The organism is Nostocoides vanveenii, assembly GCF_039531165.1.
In the GTDB taxonomy this organism is placed as follows: domain Bacteria; phylum Actinomycetota; class Actinomycetes; order Actinomycetales; family Dermatophilaceae; genus Nostocoides_A; species Nostocoides_A vanveenii.
In genome coordinates, this window is the sequence record NZ_BAAAPN010000035.1 from 89,692 (window position 1) to 103,604 (window position 13,913).

The following is a 13,913-nucleotide window of genomic DNA, read 5'->3' on the forward strand; positions in this document are numbered from 1 at the left end:
GCCCGAGAAGGGATTTGAGACTGGCGCTCAACACGGCGCTAGACCCCCTTGGCCGAGTCGAGCCCGGTGATCCGCTCCAGGACGCGCTCGGCCGTCGGCGAGCGCATCTCGTCCACGACCTGCCCGTCGGCCAGGAAGAGCACCCGGTCGGTGTAGGACGCGGCCACCGGATCGTGGGTGACCATGACGATCGTCTGGCCGAACTCGGTGACCGAGCGCCGCAGGAAGCCGAGGATCTCGCGGCTGGCGCGGGAGTCGAGATTGCCGGTGGGCTCGTCGGCGAAGATGATCTCGGGCCGGCTGGCCAGCGCCCGCGCGCAGGCGACGCGCTGCATCTGGCCGCCGGAGAGTTCGTTGGGCCGGTGCCCCAGGCGCTCGCGCAACCCCACGGTGTCGATGATGGTGTCGAACCACTCCATCTCCGGCTTGCGGCCGGCGATCGAGAGCGGCAGCAGGATGTTCTCCTGCGCGGTCAGGGTCGGGATCAGGTTGAAGGCCTGGAAGATGAAGCCGATCTTGTCGCGGCGCAGCGCGGTCAGTTCCTTCTCCTTCAATGACGTCAGCTCGGTGCCGCCGATGAACACCTGGCCGCTCGTGGCCGCGTCCAGGCCGGCAGCGCAGTGCATCAGCGTCGACTTCCCGGAGCCGGACGGGCCCATGACGGCGGTGAATTCGTGGGCGTAGATGTCGACCGACACCCCGCCGAGCGCGACGACTTGGGCGTCACCCTTGCCGTAGACCTTCGTCAGCCCGTCGGTGCGGGCGGCGATGGTGGCCGCGGGCGTGGACACGCCCGCGGCAGATGTGAGTACCCCTGCGTTGTGTTCCATGGCCCCGAAACTAACCGAGCGTCCCTGGGCCTCGCGAGGCAAAATCGCCCGGGTCGGACCCTGAGATTCGACCTGCCGGGCAAGGGTTTTCGCGCTACCGCAGGTAGGCATGCCGTGTCCTTCGACCCCGGGATCGCCCTCACCCACGCCACCGCCGCCGCAGTAGCGCCGGGGGATGCACCTTCCGCAACGGATCCCCGGCACACTTGACAGGTGAGCGACCGTGACCTGATCACCGGCTTCGTTGCGGATGTCGCTGTGATTCACAGCAAATCGCCGACCGGGCCAGCCATCTCTCGGGATGCCGCGTCGGTCGCCGAGTCCCTGCTCCGGCTCTGGCGGGAACCCCAGCGGGCCTACCACGACGTCACCCACCTGACCGAGATGCTCACCGCAATTGCGACCCTGAGCGCCCGGACCGGTTGCTGCGCATCGTTGCCGAATCTTGTCGCCTGGTATCACGATGCGGTCTACGACCCGGCCCGCACCGATAACGAGGCGGCTTCCGCGGCGCTCGCCAGTCGCGAGCTGGCGGGGCTGGGCATCGCGACGGCGATGGCCGAGGAGGTGGCCGCGCTGATCGAGCAGACCGCCGACCACGTGCTTCCGTCCCCGGGCACGGCGGCCGCAGTCGTCCACGACGCCGACCTGTGGATCCTCGCCTCAGGGGCGGATCGCTTCGATGAGTACTGCGCCCAGGTGCGCCGGGAGTATGCCGCGGTGCCGGACACGGCATACGCCCACGGGCGCAGCGCAATCCTGCGCACCCTGCTCGAGCGTCCCCGCCTGTATGCCGATCCCCCCGCCGGCGCGGGCTGGGAGGAGCGCGCACGCGTCAACCTGCGGCGCGAGCTCGAGCGCTTAACCGCCGCCGGCGAGGACGGCCTCGGCGCCGGGGAGCCACCACGAGCCGGCTGACAGCTCGAGGAATTCGGCGACGCTGAGCCAGCGGGCCGGCTCGCCGTCCGCGACCACCACCTCCGGCACCGCACCCGTCACGCGCGCGGTGAAGATCGCCAAGAAGCGTCCGCCCTCGACCGGCCAGGGCGACCCGGGCAGGGGATGGAAGCGTTCGTAGCCGACCGGGACGAGCGCGGCGGGGTCGAGCCGCACCCCGGTCTCCTCCGCCATCTCGCGGGCGGCGTTCTCGGCCGGCGTCTCGCCCGGCTCGCGCCACCCACCCGGGGCGCTCCACTCCGCGCGGCGGCGCGAGTAGACGCTCAGCACCCGCCCGAGATCGTCGCGGACATAGACGACGGCGGCGAAGGTCGCCGCGTCGGGCGGCACTCGCGTGGAGCGGACGAGGTCGACATCCGCGCGGCTGCCGTCGGGGAAGTCCACCCCGAGCACGCGAGCAATCCCCTTCTCCCCCTTGCGCTTTCGTAACCGAAGGCCGGACTGCTGAAGCATCGCGACGATGTGCGCGCTCGTCGTGGGCTGGGCGCCGGCGGCGACCAGGGCGGCATACCGCTCCTCGGGGACGTCATAGTGATCGCCCTCGAATCCGCGTCGCGGGATGCCGCAGCCCGCGGCGAAGTCGTGCAACTCGGCATACGAGATGTCCGAGATCAGGTGCGACCACAGCCGCCCGTGCGCCGGCCAGGCCGGCCGGTCGATCCAGATCGTCACGCGCCCATCCTCCCCTGCCGGGCCCGGCGTGCGAGGCCGAAGAAGTCCGATGCGACACAACCCACCCGCGGGATCCCGCGTGTGGGGGCGTGCACGCCGACGAACTCCATCCGCAGGCGTGCCCGCCAAGGCGGTGCCCCCGGAGCATCGTCCACCACAGGCAGCCGGCCGGCCCGGGCACCGTCTCGCCCGGGCCGGCCGGCCATTTTCGGCTTCCGGCAACCCAACCGGGGGCCGCGGCGTCTGGGGTGGCATCCGCAGGGCACACCCGGGCCATCGGGCCCTCTCACTTCCGGAGGTCATCATGACTCGCACATCCCGCAGCACCGCCGTTCTCGCCGCTGCCACCGGCCTACTGGGGCTGGTCGGCGCCGCCCAGGCCGCGCCAGCCGCCGCCCCGAGCGCCGCCGCCACGAACACCGCCGCGCAGGCCCCATTGGTCTGCTCCACCCTCGGCGCGCCGCCCAAGGCCGCCAGCGCGTATGCCGATCGCCTCCTCGCCGCGTGGGCGGCGGGCAAGCGCGATGTCGCCAAGTGCTACACGGCATACGCCACGGATGCCATCCTCTTCGGCGAGAAGCCGCGCGGCGGCGCGTGGACGTGGGTCTCGACGGTGGCCAATACACCGGAGCAGTTCGACGATGTCACCTATCGCAATGCCGCGGGCGAGCGCATCCAGGTGCGCGTCGCACGGCCCGCGGCGGGGGCGTGGGACCGGGTGACCGGCGTGCAGATGACGGGCACGACCGGGCGGATCAGCACCTATGCCGACAATCTCATCCGCGCCTGGGGCCGCGGCGACAGGGCGGCGGCGCTGAAATACGGCACCCCGAAGGCGGGCAATGCGCTCTGGGCGTTCTCCGGCGGGGCCGGAGGCGGTTGCTGGCAGCGCACCTTCTTCGGCGGGGGCTACACGACGATGGCGATCTACTCCTGCGAGTCCGCGACCGTCGAGCTGACCATCCAGCCGGGCGCCGCCGCGGCCGGCAAGCCGCAGGCGGTTGTCAAGGCCCAGGGTTTCGGCGCCGACTGATCACCTCGCTCGTCGGCCAGCGCCGCCTACTATCAGGGGGAGCGGGCGGGCGGCCCGTTGAACACAGGGACGGGACGAGAGCGAACGATGACCAAGACCTTCCGCGGCGTGGCCGCGCTGACGGCAGCAGGCACGCTCGTGCTGGGGTTCGGCGCGGGCGGCGCCGGCGCTGCCTTCGCTGGGCCGGTGGCCGACTGTGCACAAGCGGCATACCCGTCGTCGGCCAAGGCCTACGCCGCGCGCTTCACCGCGGCGTGGTCGCAGGGAAATCGCGCGTTGGCCGCCTGCTATGCGGTCGGGCCGGCCACCCAGTTCGCCTTTGCGGAGTTCGCACGCGGCGGGAGTTGGAGCCACGTCCGGGAGGCGCCAGGCGACGGCTTCACGTCCGAGTATTACCGCAACGCGGCCGGAGGCCAGCTCTCCCTGCTCATCCGATCGCCGTCAGCCGGGCGACAGCGGGCCATCACCAGCGTCGAACTCATCGGCGGACGCACCGGGCGGGTCACCGGCTACGCGGACAAACTGATCGACGCCTGGCGGGCGGGACGCCGGCACGACGCGCTGCAGTATGCGACCCCGTCTGTTGTCGCAACGCTCTGGAACTTCACCGGGGGCGCCGGCGGTGCCTGCTGGAAGCGCGCCTACGCCAATGGCGACACGTCGGACACGCAGGTGGGCTACACGTGCGGCGCACGGATGGTCGACCTGACCATCAAGCCCGGCGCCGCCGCGGGCGGCCAGCCGCAAGCCGTCACGGCCGCATTCCCGGGCTCGGAGGGTTGAGCGGCTGGGCCGACGATGAACGGGGCCGGCCGACGATGAACGGGGCCGGCCGACGATGACCAACCGGTACTGACAACGGCCGCACCGAGGCCATCAACGGGCGGCTCGAGCGCCTACGCGGCTTCGCGTCCGGGTTCCTCAACCTCACCAACTACCTCGCCCGAAGCCTGACCGCAACGGGCGCTTCAGACCACGGCTAGCCCCCTGGGTGGTTCCCGGGTCACTCCGCTACGAGTGGGGATCGACGCGATGGCGCGTCCCATCGGCGAGGGTAATCGTGTAGGTGCAGGCACCACCCACCTTTGAGGCATCCCTCCGGGCATCGGTCGTGGGCCACCAGGCTGCGAAGCGGTCGCCCTGCATGGACGCCGCCACCTCGGGGCCAACGGGTGGGTTTACCGTGATAGCGATGACGTTGCTTCCTACATAACCGCTCACAAAATTGAACCACCCCTGGACTGTCCGCAGCGGCATTCGGCCGGGCACCGAGACCGCACCTTCAGCGCTTTCCGTCTCGATGAGCCCGTCACCTTCTGGCCTGGGGTGGTGGCCAGGATCGGTGTCATAGGACCCGAAGAAGTCGCTCCTTCGCGCATCGGTTGCCGCTGCGCCAACGAGGCCTTCGGGCATCAGGCACATTCCTTCGCCAGCAGGGCCATCGATAACAACGTACGTCCACCCGCCGGTGGCGTCCAGATTCCGGTGTAAACGCGCGGGCCCTGGTTCAGGTTTCGTGGGGTTGATGTTACGCGGTGGCGGTGACAGCGTCGGTTTGGTGGGCGTGGTCGACGGCGTGTCGGGGTCGTAGTTCGCGGGGTGGGTCGAGTAGGGATCGGCGGAGGTCGTGTAGCAGGCGTGAGCCGGCGGGGGTCATGGCCAGGCCGCGCCAGCCGGCGGAGGCGCGGTCCAGGACGGCCCAGACCAGGCTGATGCAGGAGGTCTCGCCGGGGAAGCGGCCGATGACTTTGGCGCGGCGGCGGGTTTCGCCGAAGGTGCGTTCGATGAAGTTGGACTGCCGGATCCGTTGGTGGTGCTCGGCCGGGAAGCGCAGGTAGGCGCTCAGTCCGGCGGCGTCGGTGAGCAGGATCTTCATCGCCGCCGGGTAGATGGCGGCGTACTTCGCCGCGAACGCGCGGACGCGGGTGTCGATCAGGTCGACCAGCGCGGGGACGGGTTCGATATCGAGGTCGGTGGTGTCGAAGATGGCCCAGTAGCCGTCGCGGATCTCGTCCTGCATCCCGGTCGGGGCCTTCGCCAGAACGTTCCGCAGCCGGTGGATGAGGCACCTCTGCCGCAACGCTTTCGGGTTGATCTGCTCGATCGCGGCGATCAATCCTTGAGCGCCGTCGGAGATGACCAGCAGCGGACTGCCCAGGCCCCGATCGCGCAGGTCGGCCAGGAAGTCGACCCACGCGTCGGTGGATTCCCCGGCCCCGGGCGCCAACCCGATGAAGACGGGTTTGCCGTCGGAGCTGATCCCCCAGGCGGCCAGCACCGGCTCGGCCGGGCTGCCTTGGTGCGTCCGGAAGAACGAGGCGTCCAGGAACAGGTAATCCACGCTCACCCCCTCCAGGCGGCGGGCAGCCCACTGCCCGTACTCGGCGGGCTTGGCCTACCGCAGCAAGAGCGGGCATCCAGCCCGGCGGCGGGGCGGCCGCCGGTAGGGTCCGGGCCCTCACCAGAGGGCCCGGCTTCGAGTCCGACGCATCCCGCGCGGTTCGGACGCCGAAGGGCGGCCACCCCACCGGGGTGACCGCCCTTCGCTTGACCTTGGCGGGCCGGGATCAGAAACCCATGCCGCCCATGTCGTCGCCGCCGCCGGCCGGCATGGCCGGAGCCTTCTCCGGCTTGTCGGCGATGACGGCCTCGGTGGTGAGGAAGAGCGCGGCGATGGAGGCCGCGTTCTGCAGGGCGGAGCGGGTGACCTTGGCCGGGTCGATGATGCCAGCCGCGATCATGTCGACGTACTCGCCGCTGGCCGCGTTGAGGCCCTCGCCCGCGGGCAGGTGACGGACCTTTTCGGCCACGACGCCCCCCTCGAGACCGGCGTTGACGGCGATCTGCTTCAGCGGCGCCTCGGACGCGACGCGCACGATGTTGGCGCCCGTCGCCTCGTCACCCTCGAGGGTGAGCTTCTCGAAGGCCGCCTTGGTGGCCTGGAGCAGCGCGACGCCGCCACCGGCGACGATGCCCTCCTCGACGGCCGCCTTCGCGTTGCGCACAGCGTCCTCGATGCGGTGCTTGCGCTCCTTGAGCTCGACCTCGGTGGCCGCGCCCGCCTTGATGACGGCGACGCCACCGGCGAGCTTGGCCAGGCGCTCCTGGAGCTTCTCGCGGTCGTAGTCGCTGTCGGACTTCTCGATCTCGGCGCGGATCTGGGCGACCCGGCCGGCGATCTGGTCCTGGTCACCGGCGCCCTCGACGATGGTGGTCTCGTCCTTGGTGACGACGACCTTGCGGGCCTTGCCCATCAGGTCGAGGTCGGCGGTGTCGAGCTTGAGCCCGACCTCCTCGGAGATGACCTGGCCACCGGTGAGGATGGCGATGTCGGCCAGCATGGCCTTGCGGCGGTCGCCGAAGCCCGGGGCCTTGACCGCGACGGACTTGAAGGTGCCACGGATCTTGTTGACCACCAGGGTCGAGAGGGCTTCGCCGTCGACGTCCTCGGCGATGATCAGCAGCGGCTTGCCCGACTGCATGACCTTCTCCAGCAGCGGGAGCAGGTCCTTGATCGAGGAGATCTTGGAGTTGGCGATCAGGATGTAGGGGTCCTCCAGGACCGCTTCCATCCGCTCCGGGTCGGTGACGAAGTAGCCGGAGATGTAGCCCTTGTCGAAGCGCATGCCCTCGGTGAGCTCGAGCTCGAGGCCGAAGGTGTTGGACTCCTCGACGGTGATGACGCCTTCCTTGCCGACCTTGTCCATGGCCTCGGCGATCATCTCGCCGATTTGGGGGTCAGCAGCGGAGATGGACGCGGTCGCAGCGATCTGCTCCTTGGTCTCGATCTCCTTGGCCATCGCGAGCAATTCATCGGCCACGGCCGTGGTGGCCTGCTCGATGCCGCGCTTGAGGGCCATCGGGTTGGCACCGGCCGCGACATTGCGCAGGCCCTCGCGGACCATGGCCTGGGCCAGGACGGTGGCCGTCGTCGTGCCGTCACCGGCGACGTCGTCGGTCTTCTTGGCGACCTCCTTGACCAGCTCGGCGCCGATCTTCTCGTAGGGGTCGTCGAGCTCGATCTCCTTGGCGATGGACACACCGTCGTTGGTGATCGTGGGGGCGCCCCACTTCTTCTCCAGCACGACGTTGCGGCCCTTCGGGCCCAGGGTGACCCTGACGGCGTCGGCGAGGACATTCATGCCCCGCTCGAGACCGCGACGTGCCTCTTCATCGAAAGCGATGATCTTGGCCATTCGGGTGGTTCCTCCACACGATGTATGTACGTATGACCGCGTCGGTGCCCGCGACGGACGGCCCGGCCACCGCGGCTCACGTCACCACGGCATACCGAACCTCACCCACGAGGTCGGGGATTATCACTCTCACGGGGAGAGTGCTAACGCCATTATTGGCACTCGCACCCCGAGAGTGCAAACAGCAGGGCGGTTTCGCGCCCGCACGAACACTCGGTGAACACCTGGCGACAACCGCCTGTAACCGCTTACATCGGCGGGACCATAGTGGGGTGGACACTTCCCTGGTGGCCTTGATCCTCGTGATCTTGACGGCCCTCGCGTTTGACTTCACCAATGGCTTCCATGACACCGGCAATGCGATGGCGACGTCCATCGCCACCGGCGCGCTGCGCCCGAAGGTCGCTGTCATGCTTTCCGCCGTCCTCAACCTGGTCGGCGCCTTCCTCTCGGTCGAGGTGGCGCTGACGGTGACCAACGCGGTCATCAAGATCCAGGACAAGACCGGCGCTCCGAAGGCCGAATATCTCGCCAATGGCGGGCAGGCACTCCTTCTCATCGTGCTCGCGGGATTGTGCGGCGGGGTGGTCTGGAATCTGCTGACCTGGTTGCTCGGCCTGCCCTCCAGTTCCAGCCACGCGCTCTTCGGCGGAATGATCGGGGCGGCCATCGCCGGCCTCGGGGTATCCGGCGTCAACTGGGCCGGTGACGGCACCAAGCTCGACGGCGTGGTCGGGAAGGTCATTCTCCCGGCGCTGATGTCACCGGTGATCGCCGGGTGCGTGGCCGCGCTGGGGACCTGGTTGATCTACCGCATCACCGAAGGCGTGGCCGAGCGCTATAAAGAATCCGGCTTCCGCTGGGGTCAGATCGGCAGCGCCTCGCTGGTCTCGCTCGCCCACGGCACCAATGACGCCCAGAAGACGATGGGCGTGATCACCTTGGCCCTGCTGGCGAGCGGGCACTGGACCGACACGACGAATATCCCCCTCTGGGTGAAGTTCGCTTGCGCCCTGGCCATCGCCCTGGGGACCTATCTCGGTGGCTGGCGGATCATCCGGACCCTCGGCAAGGGCCTGGTCGAGATCTCCTCACCCCAAGGTATGGCGGCGGAGTCGTCCTCGGCCGTCACCATCCTCGCCTCCAGCCACCTCGGTTTCGCCCTGTCCACCACCCACGTCGCCACCGGTTCGATCCTGGGCACCGGGATCGGCAAGCGGGGCGCCGAGGTGCGTTGGGGCGTCGCCGGCCGGATGGCCGTGGCGTGGTTGACGACCCTGCCCGCAGCGGGCCTGGTGGGCGCGGTCATGTGGTGGATCGGGCATACGCTCGGCGGCACCCTGGGCATGATCGCGGTCTTTGCCATCCTCGCGGCGCTCGCGGGCTATATGTACCTCCACTCGCGGCGCGCCCCCATCGACCACAACAACGTCAACGACGAGTGGGAGGGCACGCCGACTGAAGCGCCCGTCCCCGCCGGCGTCAACCACTGAGGCAGGATCGGATGAACAACTTCGAGTTCGCCCTTGAGGGCGCATGGAAGGTCCTCGCCGCGGGGCTCCTCCTCGGCGCGGGGCTGCCGGCGATCTTCGCCTTCGGCATCCGGGCCCTGGCCTACGGGCAGGGTGGAGACGCTGAGATCAATCACGAGGCCGGCCACCCCGTCGGCAAGGTGTTGGCGATCCTGTGCTTCGCGATCGTCCTCGCCGCCGTCGCTCTCGGAATCACGACGATCGTGGCATCCGGCTTCGGGCAGAAAGTCAGCTTCGAGCACATCTACCCGATGCTGGTGGACAAGTGAGCGACACCCAGAAATCGACTCCCGGCCCGGTCCAGCGCATCCTGGAGTGGCTCCGGGCGGGGTACCCCTCGGGTATCCCCAAGGAGGACTACTTCGCCGTGCTCGGTGTGCTCAAGCGCACCTTGCCCGAGCACGAAGTCGAGGACGTCGTCGCCACCTTGACAGCTCAGGCGCAGGCGCCCATCACCGAGGCCGACGTCCGGTCGGAGCTGGCGGGGCGCGATGTCCAGTCGCCCACGTCCGAGGATGTCGCCCGCGTGGCGGGCCGACTCGCCGAGGCGGGCTGGCCGCTCGCCGATCCCGCCGACGTCTATCCGCCCAGCGCCGAGGTCGCGGCTGCCGCGGCAGCCGCAGCCGTGGCCATCACTGGCGCACCACCGGCCAACGGCTCCTCGCCGACCGATGGCCCGGAGCCGGCCAGCGGCGCGGAGCCGGCGGGCGGGGAGGGCGGGCGCCTGCCGCGGATCGTCAGCTGGGTGCGCGAGGGCTACCCGAGTGGCGTGCCGGCGACGGACTTCGTGCCGTTGTTGGCTTTGCTGCGGCGCCGGCTGACCGACGATGAGGTCAAGGGCGTCTCCCGCTCACTGCGCTCGGCCGGCGTGGCGCCCGTCGACGTCATCGACATCGGCCAAGAGATCGCCAAGGTCACCAACGAGCTGCCGTCCGTCGAGGACATCCGGCGCGTCCACGATCACCTGGCCCGCAAGGGCTGGCCGGTGGAGTTCCCCGACCCGGGCTGACGTTTCCCGGTGCGCCCGCCCGTGCCGTAGGCCACGCCTCCTACGGCACGGGTGTCGGTGCGGTGGGGCGGGCCGACGGGAAGGCGTCCAGGTAGGACCGCACGACGCGCTCGGCCGGGGTGCCCGGCCACAGCGTCGCCGTGCGCGCGGCGAGCATCGCGTGGCCGATCGCGCGCGTCACGCACCGTGCGGCGGCGGAATGCAGCGCCAGTAGATCGGCCAGCCCCGGCGCCGCGCGTTCGCCCGTGGCCAGCGCGAACAAGGTGTCACCGTCCAGCAGCGTGTGCGCCGGGTCGATACCGCGCGCGATCCCGTCGTGACCTACGGCGGCAAGCTTCGCGCACTCCGCCTTGGTCAGGCTCGCGTCGGTCGCGACGACACCGATGGTCGTGGCACCACCTGGCAGCAGGCCCGCCGCGGTCATTTCCGTATGCCGTTCCTCGCGATACGCCGCCACCTCACCACTCGCCGGGCGCTCCAGCGGCGGGAACTCCCCCGGCAGGCCGTGACGAGCGGCCCAGAGTTCGCCGGTCGCCGGGTCGACCGGCGAGCCGACCGCATTGACGACGACGAGCGCGGCCACCGTGCTCCCGTCGGGGAGGACGGCGCTCGCGGACCCGATGCCGCCGGCGAGCCCGGCTGCCTTCGCGCCCGTCCCGGCCCCGATAGGGCCGAGCGCCCGTGCACCAGCACGGGATTCAAGCGCTCTCGTCGCGTCGTCGGTCCCCATCTGGGCGGAGTCGCCGGCAGGCGAACGGGTGGCCGCGGCATACGCCCGCGCTCCGTCGTCGGCTCCGGGGAAGGCGCCGAAGTCGCCCCCTCGGCCGAGGTCGAAGATCACCGCCGCCGGGACGATCGGGACCACCTCGCCGGTTGCGCCCATCGGCCAACCCACGCCGGCGGCATACAACGCGCGAGCGACGCCGTCCGCGGCGGCGAGCCCGAAGGCGCTCCCGCCCGAGAGCACGACCGCGTGCACCCGATCGACCAGGCACCGCGGATCGAGCAGGTCGGTCTCGCGAGTGCCCGGAGCGGCTCCGCGGACGTCGACGCCCGCGACGCACCCGCCCCGTGGTGCCACAACCACGGTCACGCCGGTCCGCCGGCCCGCGCCGATCGAGGTCGAGTGACCGACCCGGAGCCCGGCAACGTCGAGCAGGCTGTTCGTCGCTCCGGTGCGCATATTGTCAAACGAGGACATGGGCGGATTGTCCCCCGGAACCGGCCACACCACCCGTTGGATCGGTCAAGGTGAACGCGAGGTGAACAGTTCTGGTCCGGGGTATGTACGGGTGGTTGCGACTAGCACAATGGAACGCGTGGACACCTCCGCGCTGATGCTGATCCTCGTGATCGTCACCGCCCTGGCTTTCGATTTCACCAACGGCTTCCACGACACCGCCAACGCCATGGCCGCCTCAATCTCCACAGGCGCCCTAAAGCCCAAGGCCGCTGTCGCCCTTGCCGCCGTGCTGAACCTGGTCGGAGCCTTCCTTTCGGTCGAGGTCGCCTTGACCGTTTCCAATGCCGTGGTCAAACTCCAAGACAAGTCGGGGGCGCCGATCCCGGCCACGCTGGTCGACGGCGGCAACAAGCTCTTGCTCGTCGTGCTCTGCGGCCTGATCGGCGGGATCGTCTGGAACTTGTTCACCTGGCTGCTCGGCCTGCCGTCGTCGTCCTCCCACGCCTTGCTGGGCGGGTTGACCGGCTCCGCGGCCGCGGCTTTCGGCCTCGATGGCGTCAAGTGGACCGGTGACGGCACCAAGCTCGACGGCGTCGTCGGCAAGGTGCTCATCCCCAGCTTCATCTCCCCCGTCATCGCCATGGCCATCGCCTTCGTCGGCTGCTGGGCGGTCTACAAGCTGACCAACTCGATCATGCACAAACTCAGCGAGCGCTATTTCCGCTGGGGCCAGATCGGCAGCGCCTCGCTCGTCTCGCTCGCCCACGGCACCAATGACGCGCAGAAGACGATGGGCGTGATGACCCTCGCCCTGCTCGCCAGCGGCCATTGGAGCGACACGCACGCCGTGCCGTGGTGGGTGAAGGTGAGCGCCGCGATGGCGATCGCCCTGGGCACCTATCTCGGCGGGTGGCGCATCATCCGCACGCTTGGCAAGGGCTTGGTCGACATCACGCCGCGCCAGGGCATGTCGTCCGACGGTTCGTCCGCCGCGGTCATCCTCGCGGCCAGCCACCTCGGCTTCGCCCTGTCGACGACGCACGTCGCCACCGGCTCCGTCCTCGGCGGCGGGCTCGGTCGCGGGACGCACGTACGCTGGCATACGGCCGGCCGGATGGTGATCGCCTGGGCGACGACCTTCCCGCTCGCGGCGCTGGTCGGCGCGATCATGTGGTGGGTCGGCTCCACACTGGGCTACGGCCCCGGCGCCGTCGTCGTCTTCGTGATCTTGTGCGCGCTGTCGTTCTTCATGTTCGCCAAGTCCAAGCAGAGCCATGTCGGCGCGCACAACGTCAACGAGGAATGGGACCGGCCGGACGACGTGCTCGACCCCGGCCCCGCCGCCAACCAGACCACCCGCACCCACTGACCCGGAGGAGGAAAGACCAATGCGCAGCATCGAACTCGCCGTTCAAGGCGGCTGGAAGGTCCTCTACACGGGCCTGACCTTCGGCGCCGGTATGCCGATCGTCTATGCGTTGGCGATGCGCCTGCTGACGATCGGCTCCACCGAGGTCGTGGGGGCCGACGGCAAGAGCCAAACGGAGTACACCGTCGCGGGCAAGGCGCTCGCCGGCGTCCTGCTGCTCGTCATCGTGGGCTTTATCGCTCTGGGGATCACGCTTATCGCGGCGTCCGGCTTCGGCAAGGCCGTCAGCTTCGAGCACATCATTCCCACCATCGTCGAGAAGAAGAAGTGACGCGATGAGCGACCACACCCCCGAGATCGTCGGTTGGGTCGAGGAGGCTTTCCCCGGCGGAGTCGGCCACGACGACGCCGCCCCGCTGCTCGCCGTGCTGCGTCAGCGGGTGGGGGCCACCCGCACCCTGCAGGTATGCCTGCGACTCGTCGCCGACGGGATCCTCGACGCCTCCGCAGCGGCCCAGGCGAGCACGCCGAAGGTGCCCCTGCCGCAGAGCGAGTTGCGTCGCGTCGCGGCCCAACTGGTGCTCGCCGGCTGGCCGCTGGCCGACGCCGCGGACGACGACGACAGCGACGTCACCGAAGAGGGCTCGTATCTGGGCCGCATCGTGGCGTGGTTGCGCGACGGCTACCCGCAAGGAGTGCCGGAGCACGACTACGTTCCGCTCTTCGCGCTGCTCAACCGGCGGCTGACCCGCGGTGAGGTCAAACAGGTGGCGAAGGCCTTGCGCCGCGCCTCCATCGCGCCCGCCGGGCCTGGCGATATCGCCGAGGCGATCAGCGGCCTGACCAACACCGAAGCCACCGACCGCGACATCGAGCGGGTCCGGGCCAAGCTGGCCGCGAAGGGCTGGCCGGTGGACTTCCCCGACCCCGACGCCCAGGTCAGCGCCTGACCCGGTGCTACCCCGGAACACAGCGACGCCCGTCCGGTGAACTCACGGACGGGCGTCGCTGTGTTTTTTGGGGGGGGGTCCCTATGTTCGGTGTCAAGCGGCAGCGGCGGTGCGGGGCTGGTAGGGCTGGCGGTTGCGGAGCATGGCGTGTATGACGTCGCAGCGACGTCTGGCGAGACAGA

14 protein-coding genes and 1 pseudogene are annotated in these 13,913 nt (G+C 69.8%); 9 read left to right on the top strand and 6 right to left on the bottom strand.

The genetic code is table 11. The features are described 5' to 3' along the window. Positions 1-38: 38 nt before the first annotated feature. Positions 39-830 carry an ABC transporter ATP-binding protein gene (locus ABD209_RS07520; protein ID WP_344064275.1) on the bottom strand — a complete coding sequence of 264 codons (792 nt, stop codon included), beginning with the start codon at positions 828-830 and terminating at the stop codon, positions 39-41. A gap of 213 nt (positions 831-1,043) precedes the next feature. Here ABD209_RS07520 and ABD209_RS07525 point away from each other — a divergent pair, with 213 nt between their 5' ends. Continuing rightward, entirely contained in the window at positions 1,044-1,748 is a 705-nt protein-coding gene (locus tag ABD209_RS07525) for an HD domain-containing protein (RefSeq protein WP_344064278.1), read from the top strand. On the opposite strand, the gene ABD209_RS07530 is transcribed toward ABD209_RS07525, so the two are convergent. Next, positions 1,692-2,459, bottom strand: coding sequence for a DUF4031 domain-containing protein (locus tag ABD209_RS07530; protein WP_344064281.1), 768 nt, complete (start codon positions 2,457-2,459; stop codon positions 1,692-1,694). The genes ABD209_RS07525 and ABD209_RS07530 overlap by 57 nt on opposite strands. A 304-nt stretch (positions 2,460-2,763) precedes the next feature. Here ABD209_RS07530 and ABD209_RS07535 point away from each other — a divergent pair, with 304 nt between their 5' ends. Together ABD209_RS07535 and ABD209_RS07540 are read left to right on the top strand one after the other, a co-directional pair. Next, positions 2,764-3,492: a hypothetical protein gene (locus ABD209_RS07535; RefSeq protein WP_344064283.1), complete on the top strand. Its 729-nt coding sequence runs from the start codon at positions 2,764-2,766 to the stop codon at positions 3,490-3,492. Positions 3,493-3,579: 87 nt separating this feature from the next. Beyond that, the gene (locus ABD209_RS07540; protein WP_344064286.1) at positions 3,580-4,275 is read left to right on the top strand and encodes a hypothetical protein; all 696 of its coding nucleotides are present in this window, start codon (positions 3,580-3,582) and stop codon (positions 4,273-4,275) included. Between the two features lie 228 nt (positions 4,276-4,503). On the opposite strand, the gene ABD209_RS07545 is transcribed toward ABD209_RS07540, so the two are convergent. The 3 genes and pseudogenes from ABD209_RS07545 to groL form a co-directional block, all read right to left on the bottom strand. Then, positions 4,504-4,905, bottom strand: a complete 402-nt coding sequence (locus ABD209_RS07545; protein WP_344064289.1) for a hypothetical protein — start codon at positions 4,903-4,905, stop codon at positions 4,504-4,506. Positions 4,906-5,020: 115 nt separating this feature from the next. Further along, positions 5,021-5,878: pseudogene (locus tag ABD209_RS07550) on the bottom strand (IS256 family transposase); the annotation flags it as partial. Between the two features lie 181 nt (positions 5,879-6,059). After that, positions 6,060-7,688: a chaperonin GroEL gene (gene groL / locus ABD209_RS07555; protein WP_344064292.1), complete on the bottom strand. Its 1,629-nt coding sequence runs from the start codon at positions 7,686-7,688 to the stop codon at positions 6,060-6,062. A gap of 272 nt (positions 7,689-7,960) precedes the next feature. Here groL and ABD209_RS07560 point away from each other — a divergent pair, with 272 nt between their 5' ends. The 3 genes from ABD209_RS07560 to ABD209_RS07570 are packed head-to-tail and all read left to right on the top strand — an operon-like array spanning position 7,961 to position 10,229. Beyond that, the gene (locus tag ABD209_RS07560) at positions 7,961-9,181 is read left to right on the top strand and encodes an inorganic phosphate transporter (RefSeq protein ID WP_344064294.1); all 1,221 of its coding nucleotides are present in this window, start codon (positions 7,961-7,963) and stop codon (positions 9,179-9,181) included. A gap of 11 nt (positions 9,182-9,192) precedes the next feature. Then, positions 9,193-9,489, top strand: coding sequence for a hypothetical protein (locus tag ABD209_RS07565; RefSeq protein WP_344064298.1), 297 nt, complete (start codon positions 9,193-9,195; stop codon positions 9,487-9,489). After that, positions 9,486-10,229 carry a DUF3349 domain-containing protein gene (locus ABD209_RS07570; RefSeq protein WP_344064301.1) on the top strand — a complete coding sequence of 248 codons (744 nt, stop codon included), beginning with the start codon at positions 9,486-9,488 and terminating at the stop codon, positions 10,227-10,229. Before ABD209_RS07565 ends, ABD209_RS07570 begins: the two co-directional genes overlap by 4 nt. Before the next feature lie 40 nt (positions 10,230-10,269). Here ABD209_RS07570 and ABD209_RS07575 read toward each other — a convergent pair whose 3' ends face one another. After that, positions 10,270-11,430: a P1 family peptidase gene (locus tag ABD209_RS07575; protein ID WP_344064305.1), complete on the bottom strand. Its 1,161-nt coding sequence runs from the start codon at positions 11,428-11,430 to the stop codon at positions 10,270-10,272. A 118-nt stretch (positions 11,431-11,548) separates the two neighbouring features. Here ABD209_RS07575 and ABD209_RS07580 point away from each other — a divergent pair, with 118 nt between their 5' ends. The 3 genes from ABD209_RS07580 to ABD209_RS07590 are packed head-to-tail and all read left to right on the top strand — an operon-like array spanning position 11,549 to position 13,731. Beyond that, positions 11,549-12,781 carry an inorganic phosphate transporter gene (locus ABD209_RS07580; protein ID WP_324386329.1) on the top strand — a complete coding sequence of 411 codons (1,233 nt, stop codon included), beginning with the start codon at positions 11,549-11,551 and terminating at the stop codon, positions 12,779-12,781. 19 nt (positions 12,782-12,800) lie between these two features. Then, positions 12,801-13,112, top strand: a complete 312-nt coding sequence (locus ABD209_RS07585) for a hypothetical protein (protein WP_324386328.1) — start codon at positions 12,801-12,803, stop codon at positions 13,110-13,112. Between the two features lie 4 nt (positions 13,113-13,116). Further along, on the top strand, positions 13,117-13,731 hold the full coding sequence (locus ABD209_RS07590) for a DUF3349 domain-containing protein (protein WP_344064309.1): 615 nt from the start codon (positions 13,117-13,119) through the stop codon (positions 13,729-13,731). The last annotated feature ends 182 nt before the right edge of the window (positions 13,732-13,913 follow it).

Coding starts and splice junctions, on each gene's coding strand:
- ABD209_RS07520 (WP_344064275.1), bottom strand. CDS start 830: ATGGAACACAACGCAGGGGTACTCACATCTGCCGCGGGCGTGTCCACG.
- ABD209_RS07575 (WP_344064305.1), bottom strand. CDS start 11,430: ATGTCCTCGTTTGACAATATGCGCACCGGAGCGACGAACAGCCTGCTC.
- ABD209_RS07590 (WP_344064309.1), top strand. CDS start 13,117: ATGAGCGACCACACCCCCGAGATCGTCGGTTGGGTCGAGGAGGCTTTC.
- ABD209_RS07585 (WP_324386328.1), top strand. CDS start 12,801: ATGCGCAGCATCGAACTCGCCGTTCAAGGCGGCTGGAAGGTCCTCTAC.
- ABD209_RS07535 (WP_344064283.1), top strand. CDS start 2,764: ATGACTCGCACATCCCGCAGCACCGCCGTTCTCGCCGCTGCCACCGGC.
- ABD209_RS07565 (WP_344064298.1), top strand. CDS start 9,193: ATGAACAACTTCGAGTTCGCCCTTGAGGGCGCATGGAAGGTCCTCGCC.
- ABD209_RS07545 (WP_344064289.1), bottom strand. CDS start 4,905: ATGCCCGAAGGCCTCGTTGGCGCAGCGGCAACCGATGCGCGAAGGAGC.
- ABD209_RS07540 (WP_344064286.1), top strand. CDS start 3,580: ATGACCAAGACCTTCCGCGGCGTGGCCGCGCTGACGGCAGCAGGCACG.
- groL (WP_344064292.1), bottom strand. CDS start 7,688: ATGGCCAAGATCATCGCTTTCGATGAAGAGGCACGTCGCGGTCTCGAG.